Source organism: Ralstonia psammae, from assembly GCF_958405935.1.
Classification (GTDB): Bacteria; Pseudomonadota; Gammaproteobacteria; order Burkholderiales; family Burkholderiaceae; genus Ralstonia; species Ralstonia psammae.
The window spans coordinates 318,460-337,303 of the sequence record NZ_CATZBU010000001.1 but is presented as its reverse complement, the minus strand read 5'-3'; the positions used below and the strand labels follow the sequence as shown (position 1 = coordinate 337,303).

At 64.4% G+C, this 18,844-nt stretch carries 21 protein-coding genes and 1 other RNA gene; 12 read left to right on the top strand and 10 right to left on the bottom strand.

Annotated features, from left to right (window positions below; all coding sequences use genetic code 11):
- Nucleotides 1-41 precede the first annotated feature (41 nt).
- The 4 genes from R2N16_RS01620 (at nucleotide 42) to rnpB (ending at nucleotide 3,556) form a co-directional block, all read left to right on the top strand.
- Nucleotides 42-1,340, top strand: a complete 1,299-nt coding sequence (locus R2N16_RS01620; RefSeq protein WP_316663793.1) for a glycerate kinase type-2 family protein — start codon at nucleotides 42-44, stop codon at nucleotides 1,338-1,340.
- Nucleotides 1,341-1,373: 33 nt separating this feature from the next.
- Nucleotides 1,374-2,408 (top strand): dihydroorotase, encoded by a 1,035-nt coding sequence (pyrC, locus tag R2N16_RS01615; protein WP_316663792.1) that lies wholly within the window; start codon nucleotides 1,374-1,376, stop codon nucleotides 2,406-2,408.
- A gap of 7 nt (nucleotides 2,409-2,415) precedes the next feature.
- Complete coding sequence (locus R2N16_RS01610; RefSeq protein ID WP_428984083.1) at nucleotides 2,416-3,201, top strand: DUF3025 domain-containing protein; 786 nt, start codon at nucleotides 2,416-2,418, stop codon at nucleotides 3,199-3,201.
- Between the two features lie 13 nt (nucleotides 3,202-3,214).
- Nucleotides 3,215-3,556, top strand: an RNA gene (gene rnpB / locus R2N16_RS01605) — RNase P RNA component class A.
- A 1-nt stretch (nucleotide 3,557) separates the two neighbouring features.
- On the opposite strand, the gene R2N16_RS01600 is transcribed toward rnpB, so the two are convergent.
- Nucleotides 3,558-4,004, bottom strand: a complete 447-nt coding sequence (locus R2N16_RS01600) for an OsmC family protein (RefSeq protein ID WP_316663789.1) — start codon at nucleotides 4,002-4,004, stop codon at nucleotides 3,558-3,560.
- Between the two features lie 699 nt (nucleotides 4,005-4,703).
- Here R2N16_RS01600 and rplM point away from each other — a divergent pair.
- The 5 genes from rplM (at nucleotide 4,704) to erpA (ending at nucleotide 7,473) form a co-directional block, all read left to right on the top strand.
- Nucleotides 4,704-5,132 carry a 50S ribosomal protein L13 gene (gene rplM, locus R2N16_RS01595; RefSeq protein WP_009239122.1) on the top strand — a complete coding sequence of 143 codons (429 nt, stop codon included), beginning with the start codon at nucleotides 4,704-4,706 and terminating at the stop codon, nucleotides 5,130-5,132.
- A 12-nt stretch (nucleotides 5,133-5,144) separates the two neighbouring features.
- Nucleotides 5,145-5,537, top strand: a complete 393-nt coding sequence (rpsI, locus tag R2N16_RS01590) for a 30S ribosomal protein S9 (RefSeq protein WP_316663788.1) — start codon at nucleotides 5,145-5,147, stop codon at nucleotides 5,535-5,537.
- Nucleotides 5,538-5,768: 231 nt separating this feature from the next.
- Nucleotides 5,769-6,524 carry a DUF6776 family protein gene (locus R2N16_RS01585; RefSeq protein ID WP_316663787.1) on the top strand — a complete coding sequence of 252 codons (756 nt, stop codon included), beginning with the start codon at nucleotides 5,769-5,771 and terminating at the stop codon, nucleotides 6,522-6,524.
- A gap of 43 nt (nucleotides 6,525-6,567) precedes the next feature.
- Complete coding sequence (locus R2N16_RS01580) at nucleotides 6,568-6,972, top strand: bactofilin family protein (RefSeq protein WP_316663786.1); 405 nt, start codon at nucleotides 6,568-6,570, stop codon at nucleotides 6,970-6,972.
- 126 nt (nucleotides 6,973-7,098) lie between these two features.
- Nucleotides 7,099-7,473, top strand: coding sequence for an iron-sulfur cluster insertion protein ErpA (erpA, locus tag R2N16_RS01575; RefSeq protein ID WP_004633183.1), 375 nt, complete (start codon nucleotides 7,099-7,101; stop codon nucleotides 7,471-7,473).
- Between the two features lie 66 nt (nucleotides 7,474-7,539).
- Here erpA and R2N16_RS01570 read toward each other — a convergent pair whose 3' ends face one another.
- On the bottom strand, nucleotides 7,540-8,694 hold the full coding sequence (locus R2N16_RS01570; protein ID WP_316663785.1) for an anhydro-N-acetylmuramic acid kinase: 1,155 nt from the start codon (nucleotides 8,692-8,694) through the stop codon (nucleotides 7,540-7,542).
- Nucleotides 8,695-8,869: 175 nt separating this feature from the next.
- Here R2N16_RS01570 and tyrS point away from each other — a divergent pair, with 175 nt between their 5' ends.
- The 3 genes from tyrS to R2N16_RS01555 are packed head-to-tail and all read left to right on the top strand — an operon-like array spanning nucleotide 8,870 to nucleotide 11,344.
- Complete coding sequence (gene tyrS / locus R2N16_RS01565) at nucleotides 8,870-10,135, top strand: tyrosine--tRNA ligase (protein ID WP_316663784.1); 1,266 nt, start codon at nucleotides 8,870-8,872, stop codon at nucleotides 10,133-10,135.
- Nucleotides 10,132-10,644, top strand: a complete 513-nt coding sequence (dtd, locus tag R2N16_RS01560; RefSeq protein ID WP_316663783.1) for a D-aminoacyl-tRNA deacylase — start codon at nucleotides 10,132-10,134, stop codon at nucleotides 10,642-10,644. The genes tyrS and dtd overlap by 4 nt, the downstream gene beginning before the upstream one ends.
- Before the next feature lie 19 nt (nucleotides 10,645-10,663).
- Nucleotides 10,664-11,344: a histidine phosphatase family protein gene (locus R2N16_RS01555; protein ID WP_316663781.1), complete on the top strand. Its 681-nt coding sequence runs from the start codon at nucleotides 10,664-10,666 to the stop codon at nucleotides 11,342-11,344.
- On the opposite strand, the gene R2N16_RS01550 is transcribed toward R2N16_RS01555, so the two are convergent.
- From R2N16_RS01550 to dusB, 8 genes are all read right to left on the bottom strand, one after another.
- A complete protein-coding gene (locus R2N16_RS01550) occupies nucleotides 11,341-12,051 on the bottom strand; it encodes a queuosine precursor transporter (protein ID WP_316663779.1) in 711 nt (236 codons plus the stop codon). The two genes, R2N16_RS01555 and R2N16_RS01550, sit on opposite strands and share 4 nt — an antisense overlap.
- A 16-nt stretch (nucleotides 12,052-12,067) precedes the next feature.
- Nucleotides 12,068-13,147 (bottom strand): Holliday junction branch migration DNA helicase RuvB, encoded by a 1,080-nt coding sequence (gene ruvB / locus R2N16_RS01545; protein ID WP_316663778.1) that lies wholly within the window; start codon nucleotides 13,145-13,147, stop codon nucleotides 12,068-12,070.
- Nucleotides 13,148-13,211: 64 nt separating this feature from the next.
- Nucleotides 13,212-13,793, bottom strand: a complete 582-nt coding sequence (ruvA, locus tag R2N16_RS01540) for a Holliday junction branch migration protein RuvA (RefSeq protein WP_316663777.1) — start codon at nucleotides 13,791-13,793, stop codon at nucleotides 13,212-13,214.
- 149 nt (nucleotides 13,794-13,942) lie between these two features.
- On the bottom strand, nucleotides 13,943-15,085 hold the full coding sequence (locus tag R2N16_RS01535) for a glycerophosphodiester phosphodiesterase (protein ID WP_316663775.1): 1,143 nt from the start codon (nucleotides 15,083-15,085) through the stop codon (nucleotides 13,943-13,945).
- 79 nt (nucleotides 15,086-15,164) lie between these two features.
- A complete protein-coding gene (gene ruvC, locus R2N16_RS01530) occupies nucleotides 15,165-15,710 on the bottom strand; it encodes a crossover junction endodeoxyribonuclease RuvC (protein WP_316663773.1) in 546 nt (181 codons plus the stop codon).
- Between the two features lie 82 nt (nucleotides 15,711-15,792).
- The gene (gene purH, locus R2N16_RS01525; RefSeq protein WP_316663771.1) at nucleotides 15,793-17,379 is read right to left on the bottom strand and encodes a bifunctional phosphoribosylaminoimidazolecarboxamide formyltransferase/IMP cyclohydrolase; all 1,587 of its coding nucleotides are present in this window, start codon (nucleotides 17,377-17,379) and stop codon (nucleotides 15,793-15,795) included.
- Between the two features lie 96 nt (nucleotides 17,380-17,475).
- On the bottom strand, nucleotides 17,476-17,709 hold the full coding sequence (locus tag R2N16_RS01520; RefSeq protein WP_004635563.1) for a Fis family transcriptional regulator: 234 nt from the start codon (nucleotides 17,707-17,709) through the stop codon (nucleotides 17,476-17,478).
- A complete protein-coding gene (dusB, locus tag R2N16_RS01515; protein WP_316663770.1) occupies nucleotides 17,706-18,773 on the bottom strand; it encodes a tRNA dihydrouridine synthase DusB in 1,068 nt (355 codons plus the stop codon). The genes R2N16_RS01520 and dusB overlap by 4 nt, the downstream gene beginning before the upstream one ends.
- Nucleotides 18,774-18,844: the final 71 nt, after the last annotated feature.

Genomic DNA, 18,844 nt, shown 5'->3' with positions numbered 1-18,844 from the left:
CGCCGCCTGCATCCCGTCTGCCTTAACTGGAAGCCAATCCCATGAAGCTCGACCGCACCGCCGCCCGCGCCCTCCTGCTGGAGAGCTACGCCGCCGCCGTGGGCGCGGCCGATCCGCTGAAGATCGTCGCTGATTTCCTCCCGCCACCGCATGCTGGCGGCAAGACACTGGTGGTCGGTGCCGGCAAGGCGGCTGCGTCGATGGCGCTGGCTGTCGAGCAGGCCTATGCCGGCCGCGCACACATCGAAGGGCTTGTCGTCACGCGTTATGCGCATGGCCTGCCGACCGAGCGCATCCGCGTCATCGAAGCCGGGCACCCGGTCCCGGATGAGGCGGGCGAACAGGCGGCGCAGGAAATCCTGGATCGCGTCTGCGCGCTCACCGAAAACGACCGCTTGATCGTGCTCGTTTCGGGCGGTGGCTCCAGTCTGCTGTCGCTGCCTGCCGAGGGCATCCCGATGGCCGATCTGAAAGCCGTGACGCGCGAGTTGCTGCGCTGCGGCGCCCCGATCACCGACATGAACATCGTGCGCAAGCATCTGTCGCGCATTCAAGGCGGGCGGCTTGCCGCCGCATCGCGGGCGCCGGTCACGACGCTGATCGTCTCCGACGTGGCCGGCGACGATCCGAGCGCCATTGCCAGCGGCCCGACCGTGCCGGATGCGAGCACCTACGCCAATGCACTTGCCATCTTCACACGCTGGGGCGCCCACATGCCCGATACCGTGCGCGCACACCTGGAGCGTGGCGTGCGCGGTGAGGTTGCCGAAACGCCCAAACCGGGCGACGCCTGCTTTGCCCGCGTGACCAATCACGTCATTGCCACCGCACAACAGAGCCTTCAGGCCGGCGCGCAGGTGTTTGCGGCGCGCGGCATCCACACGGCCATCCTCGGCGACACGGTGACCGGCGAGGCGCGCGAGGTCGCCCAGGTGTACGGTGCACTGGCGCGGCAGGTGCGCCAGCACGGCACGCCGTTTGTGGCGCCGGTGGCACTCATCTCCGGCGGCGAGTGCACGGTAACGATGCCGCCGGGCCTGACCGGCGGCCGCGGCGGGCGCTGCGCGGAGTTCCTGCTCTCGCTCGGCGTGACGCTCGAAGACATGGGCGATGTCTACGCGCTCGCTGCCGATACAGACGGCATCGACGGATCGGAGGACAATGCGGGTGCGCTGCTTGACCCCGACTCCATCGCCCGCGCCGCCGGCAAGGGCGTCGCCGCCCGCGCCGCGCTCGACGCGCACGACGCCTACGGTTTCTTTGCCGCCGCCGATGACCTGATCGTCACCGGCCCGACGCGCACCAACGTCAATGACTATCGCGTCATCCTAATTCTCTGATTCACGTTTTTGCTGACCGCTTCCGTACGCACCATGACCGATACTCTTACGATCGTCCGCCCCGATGACTGGCATCTGCACCTGCGCGACGGCGATGCCCTCGCCGATGTGGTGGGCGACACGGCACGCCAGTTCGGCCGGGCGATCATCATGCCCAACCTCAAGCCGCCGGTGACCACCACCGCGCAGGCGCGTGCCTACCGCGAGCGCATTCTCGCCGCGCTGCCCGCGGGCACGCGGTTCGAGCCGCTGATGACGCTGTACCTGACCGACAACACCTCGCCCGACGTCATTCGCGAGGCCAAGGCCAGCGGCATTGTGCACGGTGTGAAGCTGTACCCGGCGGGCGCCACAACCAACAGCGACGCCGGCGTGACTGATCTGCGCCGCTGCGCCAAGACGCTCGAAGCGATGCAGGAAGTCGGCATGCCGCTGCTCGTGCACGGCGAGGTGACCGACCCGACCGTCGACATCTTCGACCGCGAGGCTGTCTTCATCGACACGGTGATGCTGCCGCTGCGCCGCGATTTCCCCGCGCTGAAGGTCGTGTTCGAGCACATCACCACCAAGCACGCCGCCGAATACGTACGCGATGCGGAAGGCCCGGTGGGTGCGACCATTACCGCGCATCATCTGCTGTACAACCGCAACGCACTGTTTGTCGGCGGCATCCGCCCGCATTACTACTGCCTGCCGGTGCTCAAGCGCGAAACGCACCGCCTGGCGCTGGTGGCTGCGGCCACCTCGGGCCACCCGCGCTTCTTCCTCGGTACCGACAGCGCGCCGCACGCCAAGGGTGTGAAGGAACACGCCTGCGGTTGCGCCGGCTGCTACACCGCGCTGCACGCCATGGAGCTGTACGCCGAGGCCTTTGAAGACGCCAACGCACTCGACAAGCTCGAAGGCTTCGCGAGCCTGCACGGGCCGGACTTCTATGGCCTGCCGCGCAACGCCGGTACGCTCACGCTCACGCGCTCGCAATGGCAGCTTCCAGCCGAAGTCCCGTTCGGCGAGCAGACGCTGGTGCCGTTGCGCGGCGGCGAGATGCTGCGCTGGAAATCCGTCTGACTTGGCGATTGAATGGTTGCGTGCGATCGACTGGAGTCATCCGGCGTTCGCACCGCTCGCAGCGGTCGGCGGGCCCATCGCCGATGCGATCGAGCGCGGAGCCGATCTGCGCGACGCGCTGAACGCGCATCCAGCCGCGCAGGCCATCCGCACGTCCAGCGGCGATGCCGTGCGCTTCATCCCGCAAGAGGCGCTGCCGGCCGGCACCGCCTACGAAGCGCACGTTGCCGCAACCGGCGAGGTGCCGACGCGGGACAATCTCCACGACTTCTTCAACGCTCTGATCTGGCTGCATTGGCCGCGCGCCAAGGCGGCGCTTAACGCGCGTCAGGCGCGGGCGATTACGCAGGATGGGATTGGCGCGGCCCGCGGCATTGTCCGCGATGCCGCCACGCTGTTCGACGAGAACGCCCTGATCTTCCTGCACACCGATGACGCGCCGCAGCGCTGCCTGACCGCTTTCGACTGGCGCGGCCTGTTCGTAGAGGGCAGGGCAGCGTGGGGCGCAACGTGCGCCGTTCTGCCGTTCGGCCATGCGCTGCTGGAAAAGCTGGTCGCGCCGTATAAGTCGATCACCGCACATGCGTGGCCGGTGCACGTGGCTGCATTGCCCACGAATCTCTTCTCACTCGATGCCGCACTGGCCGAGGGGCTCATGCACGCCGAGCTGGCGCCGCGCAATTTTTGCCCGTTGCCCGTCATGGGGATCCCGGGTTGGTGCGATGCCAATCAAGACGCTGGCTTCTATCTGGATGCAACCGTCTTTCGCCCAGGCCGCCGGGCAAAGTGCTAGACTCGCGCCTCGCGAAGCGGACCAGACAACCGCTGCTTGCGCCGCCTTGTGCGAGCGCAAGGGGAGGAAAGTCCGGACTCCATAGAGCAGGGTGATGGCTAACGACCATCCACGGTGACGTGCGGAATAGGGCCACAGAGACGAGTCTTCGCCCAGGCTTCGGCCAGGGCGAAGGGTGAAACGCGGTAACCTCCACCCGGAGCAATCCCAAGTAAGCAGGCGATGAAGCGGCTCGCTGAGCCTGCGGGTAGGGAGCTTGAGCCGGCTGGCAACAGCCGGTCTAGAGGAATGGTTGTCACGCCGCTGGTTTCGGCCATGCGGCGCACAGAATCCGGCTTATCGGTCCGCTTCGCCTCTTATTCCGACGCCGTTGGCTGGGTAGCCAGATCCACCAGTTCCAACGAGTGCGTGATCTCTGCCGTCTTGGCCAGCATGATCGACGCCGAGCAGTACTTCTCGTGCGAAAGCTGCACGGCACGCTCCACCGTTTCCCGCTTCAGGTTGCGCCCCGTCACCGTGAAGGCGAAGTGGATGCGCGTGAAGATCTTCGGGTCGGTCTCGGCGCGGTCGGCGTGCAGCTTGACGCTGCAGCCTTGCACGTCTTGGCGGCCGCGCTTGAGGATCAACACCACGTCATAAGCGGTGCAGCCGCCGGTGCCCAGCAACACCATTTCCATCGGGCGCGGTGCGAGGTTGCGGCCACCGCCGTCGGGCGCGCCATCCATCGTGACGAGATGGCCACTGCCCGTTTCCGCCAAAAAGGCCATGCCATCCGGGCCGGTCCAGCTCACTGTGCAATCCATGTCCAATCCTTGTGCAAAGGGTCGGCCAGCGCCGACGAAAAGCCACATTGTAGCCACGGCGCCTCGCACGCGTTGGCACCCTAGGGTGAACGCGGCTTGACAGTGACACCTATGTGAAAAGGTGCAACCCGTCTTTTTTGCACCGAAATCGCGCTGAAATTGGAGGAATATCTCTAGTGTGCAGCAACCTACCTAAGATCGATTGATTGCAAGCAATTGATTAATAAAGGAATTGTGTCAAATCTTCCCCTCTTATTTGCTTTCCGCATTACGAAATGAGATTTCGTAGTGCAAATTTCCTTGCGCGTGCCCCAGAAATGGGTATAATTTGCACCATTGGATCGGCTGACGCGGTGCAACCCACCAAGTCAACGATCAGCAGGTGTCTCCTCCACCCTCCTCCTTTGGTGGATTCAAACCCAAGCTTGATGGCTTGGGTTTTTTTTCGTCCGTAGGACTTGGGTGCGCATTTTTTCTTGTGTCAAGAGGTTCTGCGGGGTAGAATCGAAATCTTTTCCGGATTGCCCGCGGAAAAGAAATCCAGAGAGCCCGCACCAACAAGCGGGAAGGCGGGCCGGCGATGACCTCGCATGAGGTTGCGCAGGCGTCCGCAAGACGATCCGTTCGTGAGCAGTTTGAACGTCAGTTCTCAGCGCGATACGGGTCCACTCGGGCACTGACTCAATATTTGGAAAAATCATGAAGACCTTTTCCGCAAAGCCCCATGAGGTGAAGCGCGATTGGTACGTGATTGACGCGACGGACAAGGTCCTCGGGCGTGTCGCCAGCGAAGTGGCACACCGACTGCGCGGCAAGCACAAGCCCGAATTCACTCCGCACGTCGATACCGGCGATTTCATCATCGTCATCAACGCAGCCAAGCTGCGTGTGACGGGCGCCAAGACGACCGACAAGAAGTACTATCGCCACTCGGGTTACCCGGGCGGTATCTACGAAACGACGTTTGGCAAGATGCAGCAGCGTTTCCCGGGCCGCGCCCTGGAGAAGGCTGTGAAGGGCATGCTGCCGAAGGGTCCGCTGGGCTACGCGATGATCAAGAAGCTGAAGGTTTACGCCGAAGGCTCGCATCCGCACGAAGCTCAGCAGCCGAAAGCGCTGGAAATCTAAGGGGCCTAATCCATGATCGGAAACTGGAACTATGGCACCGGCCGCCGCAAGAGCGCTGTGGCACGTGTCTTCATCAAGTCCGGCAAGGGCGACATCATCGTCAACGGCAAGGTCATCAACGAGTACTTTGCTCGTGAAACCTCGCTGATGATCGTGCGTCAGCCGCTGGAACTGACCAACCACGCAGCTACGTTCGACATCAAGGTGAACGTGGTTGGCGGCGGTGAAACCGGCCAAGCCGGTGCAGTGCGTCACGGCATCACCCGCGCCCTGATCGATTACGATGCAACGCTCAAGCCCGCCCTGTCGAAGGCCGGTCTGGTGACGCGCGATGCACGTGAAGTCGAGCGTAAGAAAGTGGGTCTGCGCAAGGCCCGCCGCGCCAAGCAGTTCTCGAAGCGTTAATCCGCTTCCTGCTGCTTCAGCAAAGAACCACACCCTCGGGTGTGGTTTTTTGTTTTTGAGCGTTCGAACCAAACAGTGTGATCTTCCCGGCGCCTCACTTACCCTTTGCAACAGCTCCGACATGTCTGCGGGACTACAATTCACATTTCGTTAGCGTTCGGCCCGTATGATGCAATCCGCTGTTTCTCCTAATCCGATTCTGATCCGCAAGGCGGCTCAGGAGGCGCTCGCATGAAGGCACGCCGCGTGTTGCGTCGCGTTTCCGTGCTCGCCCCGCACGTCACGGTACGTTCGCGTCTGCCTTGGCCGGTAACGGTGTTGCTGATTGCGGTGGTACTTGGGCTTGCGGCCGCAGCGGCGCTGTGGGCCTTCGAAGAAGGGCGCCGCCTGACGGGGCCGCACGACGCCGATTTGCGTGCAATGAACCGTGAGCTGACCGCCAAGCTCGCCGCAGTACAGGCCGAGCGCGACAAGCTTTCCGCTTCCGCCGGCACCGTGGACGCCCGTCTGGGGATCGCCGAAGGCGCGCAGGCGCAGATGGCCGAGCAGCTTAAGGCGCTGGAAACCGAAAACGCGCAGTTGAAGGAGGATCTGGCCTTCTTTGACAGCCTGTTGCCCGCACCCACCAATTCCGCCGGTATTTACGTGCGCAGCTTCCGCATCGCGCCGGACGAGGCGCAGCCAACGCGCATGCGGTTCCGTGTTCTGCTGATGCAAGGCGGCGGCAAGGCCTTTGCGCCGGTCTCCGAGTTCGAGGGGCAACTGGCGCTCACGCTGAATGTGGTGCAGGATGGCAAACCTGCTACGATCGATTTCCCGAGCGCGGCGGCCGGCGGATCGCCTGCTACCAGCGCCCGCGTCAAGCTCACGCACTACCAGCGCCTCGAAGGCTGGGTGGACGTGCCCCCCGGCACCACGGTGCACTCGGTGATGGTGAAAGTGCTGCAGAACGGCAAGATCAAAGCGAGCCAGAGTTTTTCCATCTGACGGGCGTTGTCCTGTCGAGGATCCGTACACAGAGGAGTCGACGATGCTGTTTGGCAAAAAGAAAGGGCTGGCGATTGAAACGCTACTGGGGGCCCGTACCAAGCTGGAGGGAGATCTGCGCTTCTCGGGCGGTCTGCGGATCGATGGCGAGATCAAGGGGAACATCTACGGCGATCCGGAAAAGCCCAGCATGCTGGTGATTACCGACAGCGCACGCGTCGAGGGCGAAGTGCACGTCGGTCACCTGATCCTGAATGGCACGGTGGTTGGCCCCGTACATGTGGCGGAGCTGCTGGAACTGCAGCCGAAGGCGCGCATCGAGGGCAACGTGCAGTATGCGGCGCTGGAAATGCACCAAGGTGCGGTCGTCATGGGCACACTGAAGCACGCGGCGCCTGGCGATGTGAAGTTGCTGCCCAATCTCAAGCTGGCGTCCAATCAGGATTGATCACATCGCGCGCTGGCCGTTGCTTGCGCACCGCACAATGCCCACTTGAAACACGGGGCTTCGGCACGATTTGCAGCTTGCGCTTAAAATACAGGCAAGTTACAGACGTTCCCACAGGAGATTTTCATGAACGCAGTCGCGCAGGCAGCCACGCCCGATGTGAACGAGGTTCCGGCTCCGCTGGTCTTTACCGACAGCGCTGCGGACAAGGTCAAGCAACTGATTGAAGAGGAAGGCAACCCGGAGTTGAAGCTGCGCGTGTTCGTGCAAGGCGGCGGGTGCTCGGGCTTCCAGTACGGCTTCACCTTTGACGAAGAGACCAACGAAGACGATACGACCATGACGAAGAATGGCGTGTCGCTCTTGATCGACTCGATGAGCTACCAGTACCTGGTGGGCGCCGAGATCGACTACAAGGAAGACATCAACGGCGCGCAGTTCGTCATCAAGAACCCGAATGCTTCGACCACGTGTGGTTGCGGCTCGTCGTTCTCGGTCTGACGCCGCATCGCTGTAAAAGAAAAAGCGCACTTCGGTGCGCTTTTTTGTTGCCTGCAAATTGGGCGCTCAAGCCGGGTAGATCGCGCCGAGGATGCGGCCGCCCGATGCGCCGGTCGCTGTGTGCAGATTGCCGTGGGCGCGAAGCACGCACTGGCGCGCAAGCCACGCGAAGGCCAGCGCCTCCACCTGATGCGCGGGCACGCCGAAGTCATCTGTTGGCGCAACTTGCACGCCCGGCAACTGCTGCGCGATACGTGCCATCAGCGCGCCGTTGCGTGCGCCGCCACCACAGACCAGCAGTGACGCCGCCTGCGGCGCATGGGCACGTACGGCATCGGTGATGGTGTCGGCGGTGAGGGCCAGCAACGTGGCTTGAACGTCTTCGGGGCGGGCGGCGTTCAGCGCATCGCCGAGGGTCCGTTGCAGCCACGCCGGGTTGAGCAGGTCGCGACCGGTGCTCTTGGGCGGAGGTGCCGCAAAGAACGGCTCCGCCTTCAGACGCGCGAGCAGGGCTTCGTCGATGCGTCCGGTGCGGGCCCAGGCGCCGTCGGCGTCGTAGCGGGTGTCGCGGTGCGTGTGGACCCAGTAGTCCATCAGCGCGTTGCCGGGGCCGCAGTCGAAGCCGAGTACGGCGTCGCGCGCGTCGCTAGCCTGCGGCGGCAAGACCGTGAGGTTGGCAATGCCCCCGATGTTGCATACCACGCGCCATGCATCCAGCACGCCGAACAGCGCGCGATGCAGCGCCGGTACGAGCGGCGCGCCTTGGCCGCCGGCGGCGATGTCGCGGCTGCGGAAATCGGCGATGACGTCGATGCCGGTGCGTTCAGCCAATACCGCAGGGTGCTGGGTCTGGCGCGTGTAACCGACGCCGTCATGCGCGCCGGGCTGATGGCGAACCGTCTGCCCATGGGCACCGATGGCCTGCACGTCGTGTGCGGCCAGACCAGTGGCGCCGAGCAGCCGGGCAACGCATTCGGCGTAGACCATGGCCAGCGCGTTGGCGGCCAGCGCTTCGCGATGAATCTCGTCGTGGCCGGCGTGCTGCAGGTCCAGAAAGCGCTGGCGCAGGTCGGGCGGGAAGGGCACGTAGACGTCGGCGAGGACGGCCGGATGTTCGCCGGAAAAGTCCGCCAGCACGCCATCGACGCCGTCCAGGCTGGTGCCCGACATCAAGCCGATGTAGCGATCGTTGGGGAGTGCGGTGTGGTTGGGATGGCTCATGCGCGACAGCTTACCAGCGCAATGGCGGGCCAAATGGACACATCACGGTAAAATCGCGAGATTGCGCGGCCGGCACGTTTGAGTCGATGTCGGCCATCGCGCACGCCCCGTTTCCCTGATTGTTGATCCGTTCGCGCCGTTTTCCATAGGCGGCGCGGTGACCTTTCCTTTTGCCATGACTGCATCTGCCACTTCCGCCGCCTCCGACAACGCCACGCCGGGCACATCCAAGTATCCGGTCACCCCGGAGGTGGCGCACGCGATGGAAGTGTCGTTGCGTGGCTGCGACGAACTGCTGATCGCCGCCGAGTGGGAGCAGAAGCTGGCCAGGAGCGCCGCCACCGGTGTGCCGCTGCGCATCAAGCTGGGCCTGGACCCCACAGCGCCTGATATCCACATCGGCCACACCGTGGTGCTCAACAAGATGCGCCAACTGCAGGATCTGGGGCATCAGGTGATCTTCCTGATCGGCGATTTCACGTCGACGATCGGTGACCCGTCCGGCCGCAACGCCACGCGTCCGCCGCTGACGCGCGAGCAGATCGAGGCCAACGCGCAGACCTACTACCGCCAGGCCAGCATGGTGCTCGACCCGAGCAAGACCGAGATCCGCTACAACAGCGAATGGTGTGACCCGCTGGGCGCGCGCGGCATCATCCAGCTGGCCGCCAAGTACACCGTGGCCCGCATGATGGAGCGCGACGACTTCACCAAGCGTTACAAGGCCGGCGTGCCGATCTCGGTGCATGAATTCCTCTACCCGCTGATGCAGGGCTACGACTCGGTGGCGCTCAAGTCCGACCTGGAGCTGGGCGGCACCGACCAGAAATTCAACCTGCTGGTCGGCCGTGAGTTGCAGAAGGAATACGGCCAGGAGCCGCAGTGCATCCTGACGATGCCGCTGCTGGTGGGCCTGGACGGTGTGGAGAAGATGTCCAAGTCCAAGGGCAACTACGTCGGCATCAGTGAGGCGCCGAATGAGATGTTCGGCAAGCTGATGAGCATCTCCGACGACCTGATGTGGACGTACTACACGCTGCTGTCGTTCCGCCCGCTGGCCGAGATCGACATGATGAAGCACGAGATTGCGCTGGGCCGCAACCCGCGCGACTGCAAGGTGCTGCTGGCGCAGGAGATCGTCGCGCGCTTCCACAGCCAGGCCGACGCCGAACGCGCGCTGGAAGACTTCAACCACCGCGCACGCGGCGGTGTGCCGGACGATATCCCGCAGATCGAGCTGTCGGGCGCGCCGCTGGGCATTGCGCAACTGCTCAAGCAGGCCGGGCTCTGCCCGTCCACGTCGGACGCCAACCGCAACATCGAGCAGGGCGGCGTGAAGATCGACGGCACCGTCGTCAGCGACAAGGGCCTGAAAGTTGAAGCCGGCACTTTCGTGATGCAAGTCGGCAAGCGTCGCTTTGCGCGCGTGGTGCTGTCGTGATCGGGCTGATCCAGCGCGTGTCGGAAGCGGCCGTGCGGGTGGACGGCCGCGTGGTCGGCGAGATCGGTCCGGGGCTGCTCGCGCTCGTGTGCGCCGAACGTGGTGACACCACCGCCGAGGCCGATCGGCTGCTGGAGAAGCTGCTGAACTACCGCGTGTTCTCCGACGCGCAGGGCAAGATGAACCTGCCGGTGCGCAATATCGACGGCAACGGGCAGGCAGGCGGCTTGCTGGTGGTGTCGCAGTTCACGCTGGCGGCGGATACCAAGTCCGGCACGCGCCCAAGCTTTACGCCCGCTGCGGCGCCGGAAGACGGCCGCCGCCTCTACGAGCATTTCGTGGCGAGAGCGAAAGCGCAGCATCCCATCATCGCCACCGGCGAGTTTGGCGCCGACATGAAGGTGTCGCTCGTCAACGATGGTCCGGTCACGTTCTGGCTGCAGGTGGCGCCGCAAGCCGCTCCGTCTGTTGCAAGAGCGGCCCCGCCGGAAGCGGCCAAATCCGTCTGATTCGTTCGGGAACCCTGTGATGCCACGTGCCGCCGCCATCCCCCTGCCGATGCCGCAGATCACCCACATCGTGCTCATCCGCCATGGCGAGACCGACTGGAACCGTGAACGCCGCCTGCAAGGCCAGCTCGACGTACCGCTGAACATGCAAGGACTGGAGCAGGCCGCGCAACTGGGCAAGGCGCTGGCGCGCGAACGGTTCGATGCCGTCTATGCGAGCGATCTGTCGCGCGCCAAGCAGACGGCGCAGGCGCTGGCAGATGAAGTCGGCGCAACCGTGCGCGATGACGCGGGTTTGCGCGAGCGCTGCTACGGGCAGTTCGAAGGCTTGACCTACGCCGAAGTCGCCGCACAGCATCCGGCCGACTTTGATGCCTGGCAAAACCGCGTGCCCGAATTCGCTCCGCCCGGCGGCGAGACCCTCACTGAATTCCACGAACGGGCGGTCGAGACCGCGTTGCGCCTGATCCGTCGCCACCCCGGCGAGCGCATCGCGCTGGTCAGCCACGGCGGTGTGCTCGATTGCCTGTATCGCCACGCCAACGCCATGACGCTCACGGAGCCGCGCCAGCATGAGCTGCGCAACGCGAGCATCAACCGGCTTTCATCCGATGGTCACCAACTGACCGTGCTGCAGTGGGGGGAGGTCGCACACCTGGACCTGCTGGTGCTCGACGAGGTTGACCGTCGCGTTCCTTAAACCTTCAGCCGGAACGGCGTGAAGTTCGTATCGCGGTCGTAGTAATCCTCGTTTTCGGCGCGCTTGAGGAAGGCGACGACGCGGTAAGTGAGCGGCGTCGCGACAATTTCCCAGCCGGTCTTGAGGATGTATTGCGCGATGGCCACGCGTAGCACCTGTTCGTGCGGCCAGATGCCGTAGAAGGCGATCACGTAGAACAGCGACGAATCGACCGCCTCGCCCACCACCGTGGACCCGACGATACGTGTCCACAGCCATTTCCCTTCCGTCGCAATCTTCATCTTCGCCAGTGTGTAACTGTTGGCGAAGCTGCCGCACCAGAAAGCGATGAGCGACCCGGCGACGATGCGCGGCGTGTTGCCGAACACGTCGTTCAGGCTCTTCTGATAATCGGACATGAACGGCGCCACCGGCAGCGCCAGCACGACCAGCGACATGAAGGACGCGAAGATCAGCGCGGCAAAGCCGGCCCACACCACCCGCCGATCACGTCCGTAGCCGTACACCTCGGTGAGGATGTCGCCGAAGATGTAGGAAATCGGGAAGAACAGCACGCCGGCGCCGAACGTGACCGGTCCCAGGACCGGTAAGGTGATCTGCGCCGCCTTGGCCGCGCCGATGAGGTTCGAGCACAGCAGCACCGTCACGAAGGCGGCCATGACGAAGTCGTAGTAGCGGAAGTTGCGCTGCGGACTTGGGGCGGTCATGGCGGTGGATGGCGCGTCAGTTGTTATTGTTGTCGTCCCAGAGGTCCGGCACGAGGCCGCTCTTGGGTGCGCCCAGCCCGAAATGCTGGTACGCCGAAGCCGTGGCCACGCGCCCGCGCGGCGTGCGCTGCAGGTAGCCTTGCTGGATCAGGTACGGCTCGAGCACGTCTTCAATCGTGTCGCGCTCTTCGCCGATGGCTGCGGCCAGGTTGTCGATGCCGACTGGGCCGCCGTTGAACTTGTGCAGGATCGCTTCGAGCAGCTTGCGATCCATCAGGTCGAAGCCCACCGCGTCCACATCGAGCATGGCCAGGGCGGCATCGGCCACCTCGCGGGTGATGATGCCGTCGGCCTTGACCTCGGCATAGTCGCGCACGCGGCGCAGCAGGCGGTTGGCGATACGGGGCGTGCCGCGCGAGCGCTTGGCAATTTCCAGCGCGCCTTCATCCACGATGTGGGCGTTCAGCAGGCCCGAGGAGCGCGTGACGATCTTCGCCAGCTCGGCAGGCGTATAGAACTCGAGCCGCGCGACGATGCCGAAGCGGTCGCGCAGCGGGTTGGTCAGCATGCCGGCGCGCGTGGTGGCGCCCACCAGCGTGAACGGCTGCAGATCGAGCTTGACCGAGCGTGCCGCCGGGCCCTCGCCGATCATGATGTCGATCTGGTAGTCCTCCAGCGCCGGGTACAGGATTTCCTCCACCACGGGCGAGAGCCGGTGAATCTCGTCGATGAAGAGGACGTCGTTGGCTTCGAGGTTCGTGAGCAGCGCGGCCAGGTCACCCGGGCGCTCCAAGACAGGGCCGGAGGTCTGGCGCAGATTGACGCCCATTTCGCGTGCAATGATGTGCGCCAGCGTCGTCTTGCCCAGGCCCGGCGGGCCGAACAGCAGCACGTGGTCCAGCGCCTCGCCGCGGTTCTTGGCCGCGGTCATGAAGATATCGAGCTGGCCGCGCACCTTTTCCTGGCCGACGTATTCGTCGAGCAGCTTGGGGCGCAGCGCGCGCTCGAACGCCTCCTCGTTGGGAGAGGCGGGGGAGGCTGAGATGATGCGCTCAGCAGAGACAGCCTTGGCGGCGAGCTTGTCGGTTTCGATCATGACGGGCGGACGGCGCCGGGAAGGCGCGAGCAGGCCATTCTACCGTCTCGCCGCGCTCGGGGCGTCAGCCTTTGGATAACGCCTTGAGCGCCAGCTTGATCCCTTCGGACACGCCCGTACCGGCCGGCACCTGCTTGATGGCAAGCGCCGCTTCCTTGTCGGAGTACCCAAGCGCCAGCAAGGCGTTGAGCACGTCGACAGCGTCGTCCGAGACGGCAGGGCCGCCGGGCACCGCACCGAGGTCCGCACCAAGCTTGCCCTTGAGTTCAAGCAGCAGGCGCTCGGCCGTTTTCTTGCCGATGCCGGGGATGCGTGTCAGCCGCCCGGCCTCCTGCAGTGTGACGGCCTGTGCCAGTTCGGCGACCGACATGCCCGACAGCACCGCCAGCGCAATGCGTGCGCCGATGCCGGAAATCTTGATGAGCTGGCGGAAGGTCTCGCGTTCGGCCGCAGTGCCGAAGCCGTAGAGCAGATGCGCGTCCTCACGCACGATCTGCTGGGTCAGCAGAACGACCTTTTCGCCGGTGGCAGGCAGGTTGTAGAACGTGCTCATCGGCACGTCGATCTCGTAACCAACCCCGTGGCAATCGACCACCAGGTGCGGCGGGTTCTTTTCGATCAGCGTCCCGGCGATGCGTCCAATCATGGGTAGTGTTCCTCCTCCAAAACGGGACGCAGTGTAGCCCAAACCTACTGCACGACCCGATCTTGACCCGGCGATGCTCACCGTACCGTTGTACGGTTGCGCTTCTGGGCGCAGCCTCGGGCCGCTCGATACGGTTTGATGCGCGAAAACTAGCGCTTGAAAGTCGACAAGGCTTGCCGCCCGATGGCGGGATCGTCGGTGAAGATGCCGTCGACGCCTGCGCGCAGGAACGCCTGGATCTCCGTAATCGAGCCGTTGACGTTGCGCGTGTTGTCTGCACCGCTGCGCAGCGACGGCGGCAGGAAGGTGTTCTCTGGGCGGAACGTGTACGGGTGGACGATCAGCCCGGCGTTGTGCGCATTGCGGATCAGGTCGGTTGGGTCGGTGAGGCGGCCGTTGGCATCCAGCCCCATGATGCTGCTCTTGTCGGGGCCCACACCGTTGGCATACGCGGCGATGTCGCGCATGCCCTGGCTGGTCATCATGTCGCCGAAGGTGCGGCTGTCTTTGGCGACCACAAAATCGTAGGGCTGTCTGCTGGATGTGCCCATCAGTTGCACGAGCTTCCAGTTGGGTTGGCTGCTGCCGATCTTGTTGCGGATGGTCTTGAGGTTCGCCACTTCGAACGACTGGATGTAGACCGCCGTGCGGCTGGCCGTGAAGGCGTCGCGGCGCAGGCCGTCGATCAGCCTGTCTTCCAGCGGCAGGCCGATCGACTGGAAGTACGTCGGGTGCTTCGTCTCCGGATAGATGCCGATGTTGCGACCGAGCCTGGCGGACTGGTCCCGCGCCAGCGCGATGATCTCGTCGAGTGTGGGGATGTCGAACTGGTCGTTGTAGGCGACGTTGTCGGGCCGGATGCTCGGTATGCGTTCTCGCGCGCGCAGTGTTTTCAACTCGCTCAGCGTGAAGTCTTCAGTGAACCAGCCGGTGACGCTCTGGCCGTCGATCGTCTTGGTGGTTCTGCGACCGGCGAAGCCAGGCATGTCCGCCACGTTGGTCGTGCCGGAGATTTCATTCTCGTGGCGCGCAACCAGCACGCCGTCTTTGGTGGAAACGAGATCCGGCTCGATGATGTCCGCGCCGTCGTCGATGGCCTTCTGGTACGAGGCCAGCGTGTGCTCGGGCCGCAAGGCAGGCGCACCGCGATGGCCGATCACCTGAACGGTGGCGATGGGCGTGGTGTTGCCCCCACCATTGCCGCCACCGTGGTTGTATTCCAGCCGGCAGGCCGACAAGGCCAGGGAGGCACTCAAGAAGAACGGGCTCAGCAGGATGAGACGGCGCAGCATCGGGGTCTCCTGAAGACGGGTACCCCGAATGGTAGTCGCCGTGTGTGGAAGCAGCTACCTGCCGTCTTTAAGAATCCTGTCAGCCGACGAGGCGCCCGCGCCGCACGCGCAGGCCCTTTTGCGCAAGCTGCGGCGCCAGTCCGGCCATGGCGGCGAGCGTCTCGCCACCGTGCGCATGGCAGATCGCCACGCCCAGCGCGTCGGAGGCATCTGCGCCGGGTTTGCCCTCGAGACTGAGCAAGCGCACGACCATTTCCTGCACCTGGTCCTTGTTGGCGCGGCCGTAGCCGACCACCGCCTGCTTCAGTTGCAGCGCGGTGTATTCGAACACGGGCAGGTTGCCGCTCATCAGGCCGCAGATCACCGCGCCACGCGCCTGGCCAAGCAGCAGCGTCGATTGCGGATTGACGTTGACGAACACCTTTTCGATGGAGGCGCAGTCCGGCCGGTAGGTGTGAACCAGTTCCGATACGCCGTCGTACAGTGTCTTCAGGCGGCTGGGCAGGTCGGCATTGCCGTTGCTCTTGATCGTGCCCGAGGCCACGTAGACGAGCTTGTGGCCGTGCCGTTCGAGCACGCCGAAACCCGTAGTGCGAAGGCCGGGGTCAATGCCGAGGATGCGCATGAAGGAAGTGGGCAGAAAGGAAAACGGGGCAAGGCGCCAGTTTACGCCTTGCCCCGTTGGTGCGTCGCGTGGACGGTGTTGCTTAATGACGGAAGTGGCGGGTGCCCGTGAAGATCATTGCCACGTTGCGCTCGTCGGCGGCGGCGATCACTTCATCGTCGCGCACCGAGCCGCCCGGCTGGATCACGCACGAGGCACCAGCGTCGACCACCACGTCCAGACCATCGCGGAACGGGAAGAACGCATCCGACGCCACGGCGGAACCGGTCAGCGCCAGGCCCGCGTTCTGTGCCTTGATGCTGGCGATGCGTGCGGAGTCCACACGGCTCATCTGGCCGGCGCCCACGCCCAGCGTCATGCCGCCGCCGCAGAACACGATGGCGTTCGACTTGACGAACTTGGCGACGCGCCAGGCAAACAGCAGGTCGTCCATTTCCTTCGGCGTCGGGTGACGCTTGGTGACCACGCGTAGTTCGCTCGGCTGCACGTTCTTGGCATCCGGGCTCTGCACCAGCAGGCCGCCGCCAACGCGCTTGAAGTCGTAGGCATTCACGCCCGCATTGGCCCCATGGGCCAGCGGAATTTCCAGCACGCGGACGTTCTGCTTGGCCGCGAACACGGCACGTGCGCCGTCCGAGAAGCCCGGGGCGATCAGCACTTCCACGAACTGCTTGGCCACCACTTGTGCGGCTGCTTCATCCAGCGGCACGTTGAAGGCGATGATGCCGCCGAAGGCCGAGGTCGAGTCGGTCTTGAAGGCCTTCTCATACGCTTCTTGCACGGTGCCGCCGATGGCCACGCCGCACGGGTTGGCGTGCTTGATGATCACGCATGCAGCGCCATGGGCCGGATTGAACGACTTCACGCATTCCCACGCGGCATCGGCGTCGGCGATGTTGTTGTACGACAGTTCCTTGCCCTGCAGTTGCTTGTAATTGGCGAGCGCGCCGTCGACGGCCTTCAGGTCGCGGTAGAAGGCGGCCGATTGGTGCGGGTTCTCGCCGTAGCGCATTTCCTGCACCTTCTCGAAGGCCAGGTTCAGCGTTTGCGGATACGCGCTGCGCGTGCTGTGCGACTTGTCCGCACCGAGGCTCGTCAGGTAATTGGTGATGGCGCCGTCGTACTGCGCGGTGTGCGCGAACACCTTCTTGGCCAGCATGAAGTTGGTCTCGTAGCCAACCGTGTTGTTGTTGGCCTGCATTTCGGCCAGCACGGTGGCGTAGTCGGCCGGATCGACGATGACCGTCACATCACGATGGTTCTTGGCCGCCGAGCGCAGCATGGTCGGGCCGCCGATGTCGATGTTCTCGATGGCGTCGGCGAGTGGGCATTCGTCCTTGGCAACCGTCTGCTGGAACGGGTAGAGGTTCACCACCAGCAGGTCGATGGTCGGGATGCCGTGCTCGGCCAGCGCGGCCATGTGCTCGGGCAGGTCGCGGCGGGCCAGGATGCCGCCGTGCACCTTCGGGTGCAGCGTCTTGACGCGGCCGTCGAGCATTTCCGGAAAGCCGGTGTAGTCCGCCACTTCCGTCACGGGCAGGCCGGACTCGGCGAGCAGCTTGGCGGTGCCGCCGGTGGAGAGGAGCTTGACGCCGCGCTCGTGCAGGGCACGGGCAAAGTCGACGATGCCGGTCTTGTCGGAAACGGAAAGCAGGGCTTGCTGGATCATGGTGGAAACGCCGGTGGGCGGGTGTGGCGCTGGGTTTGCCGAGTTGGCAGGAGGCGCCGTCAGAAAGGAAATCGGTTCAAAGGCCGGCTCGCAACCTCAGATGAGGCCGTGCTGCTGCAACTTCTTGCGCAGCGTGTTGCGGTTGATGCCAAGGTAGTCAGCCGCCTGCGACTGGTTGTTGGAAGCCCATTCCATCACGGTTTCCAGAAGCGGCCGTTCAATGGCCTGCAGCACCATGTCGTAGACGTTGGACGGATTCTCGCCGTCCAGGTCACGGTAATACGCATCCAGGCTGTCGCGGATGCAACGTTCGATCGGGTTGCGGCTCATGCGGCAAGCAGTTCCTTGTTGTTGTCGTTGTTGCCCGTCGTGGGGTGGTCGCCACCGGTGGCTGGGTCTTCGTAGACCAGACGGTCGGACAGCGCACGCTGCTCGTCGAAGAACGCATTCACGGCAGCCAACTGGGCCGTGGTGTCTTCGATGGTGTTCATGCGGTGGCGGAACAGGTTGGCCCCCGCCAACCCGCGCGTGTACCAGGCGATGTGCTTGCGTGCGGTGCGCACGCCTGTGTATTCGCCATAGAACGCGTAGTGCTCTTCCAGATGGGCGTTCATGATGCCGCGAATCTCTTCCACCTCCGGTGCCGGCAGCAGCGTGCCGGTCTGCAGGAAGTGGGAAATCTCGCGGAACAGCCACGGGCGCCCCTGCGCCGCACGGCCGATCATGATGGCATCCGCGCCGGTCACGGCCAGCACGTGCCTGGCCTTGGCCGGCGTGGTGATATCGCCGTTGGCCACGACCGGAATGCGCACCGACGCCTTGACCGCAGCAATGGTGTCGTATTCCGCATCCCCGTGGTACAGATCGGCTCGGGTGCGGCCGTGCACGGTCAGCATGCTGATGCCGGCGTCCTGCGCAATGCGTGCCACGCTCAATGCGTTGCGGTGTTCGCGGTCCCACCCGGTGCGGATCTTCAGCGTCACGGGCACGCGGTCGCCCACCGCACCCACCACGGCCTCGACAATGCGCTGGACCAGCGGTTCGTTCTGCAGCAGGGCAGAACCGGCAGCCACGTTGCACACCTTCTTGGCCGGGCAGCCCATGTTGATGTCGATAATCTGCGCGCCGCGATCGACGTTGTAGCGCGCGGCCTCGGCCATCATCATCGGCTCGGCGCCGGCAATCTGCACGGCGATCGGCTCGACCTCGCCCGTGTGGTTGGCGCGCCGCATGGTCTTCTCGCTTTTCCAGAGCTGTGCGTTGGACGCGACCATCTCGGACACCGCATAGCCCGCGCCCAGCCGCTTGCAGAGCTGGCGGAACGGGCGGTCCGTCACACCCGCCATGGGGGCGACGAACAGGTTGTTGCGGAGGGTATGCGGTCCGATCTGCAAGGCTGGCGAGAAGAAGCGGCTGAAAGAAACGAAAAATCACCCCTTCCGCCCAGAGTCGGATGACGAGCGGG